The organism is Pseudomonas sp. PDM01, from assembly GCF_014852325.1.
Classification (GTDB): domain Bacteria; phylum Pseudomonadota; class Gammaproteobacteria; order Pseudomonadales; family Pseudomonadaceae; genus Aquipseudomonas; species Aquipseudomonas migulae.
This window is the reverse complement of sequence record NZ_JACVBK010000025.1, coordinates 1-584: the sequence shown is the minus strand read 5'-3', so window position 1 is coordinate 584 and position 584 is coordinate 1. Positions and strand designations below refer to the sequence as shown.

Here is a 584-nt window from a genome sequence, read left to right as displayed (position 1 = left end):
TATGCGCTTCTTCACTTGACCATATAACCCCAAGCAATCTGGTTATACTGTGAAGACGACATTCGCCGAAAATTCGCGATTAAACTCACAAATTTTACCTTAGCCTGAATAAACACCAGTGAAAGTGCTATCCAGTCTATCTTTCTATCACATACCCAAATTTTTAAAGAACGATCTAGCCAAAGACTAGAAATCAACATTCACCACCATCACGATGGAATGCTCATTTCTAAGCTTTATACAATCAGAAGCAGTAGTGGTGGAGCCAAACGGGATCGAACCGTTGACCTCCTGCGTGCAAGGCAGGCGCTCTCCCAGCTGAGCTATGGCCCCGTATTGCTACAGGATCCCACACAAAAATTGGTGGGTCTGGGCAGATTCGAACTGCCGACCTCACCCTTATCAGGGGTGCGCTCTAACCAACTGAGCTACAGACCCAATTTCGGGCTGCTTCTTATCGTCTTCTTCAATGAATCAAGCAATTCGTGTGGGAACTTATGGAGCAGCTGATGTCGTCGATTAAGGAGGTGATCCAGCCGCAGGTTCCCCTACGGCTACCTTGTTACGACTTCACCCCAGTCATG

General features: G+C 47.1%; 2 tRNA genes and 1 rRNA gene. All 3 read right to left on the bottom strand.

The features are described 5' to 3' along the window. Positions 1 to 257: 257 nt before the first annotated feature. Positions 258 to 333, bottom strand: a tRNA-Ala gene (locus tag IB246_RS28580). A 28-nt stretch (positions 334 to 361) separates the two neighbouring features. Further along, positions 362 to 438, bottom strand: a tRNA-Ile gene (locus tag IB246_RS28575). Positions 439 to 520: 82 nt separating this feature from the next. Further along, positions 521 to 584 (bottom strand): 16S ribosomal RNA (locus tag IB246_RS28570); the annotation flags it as partial.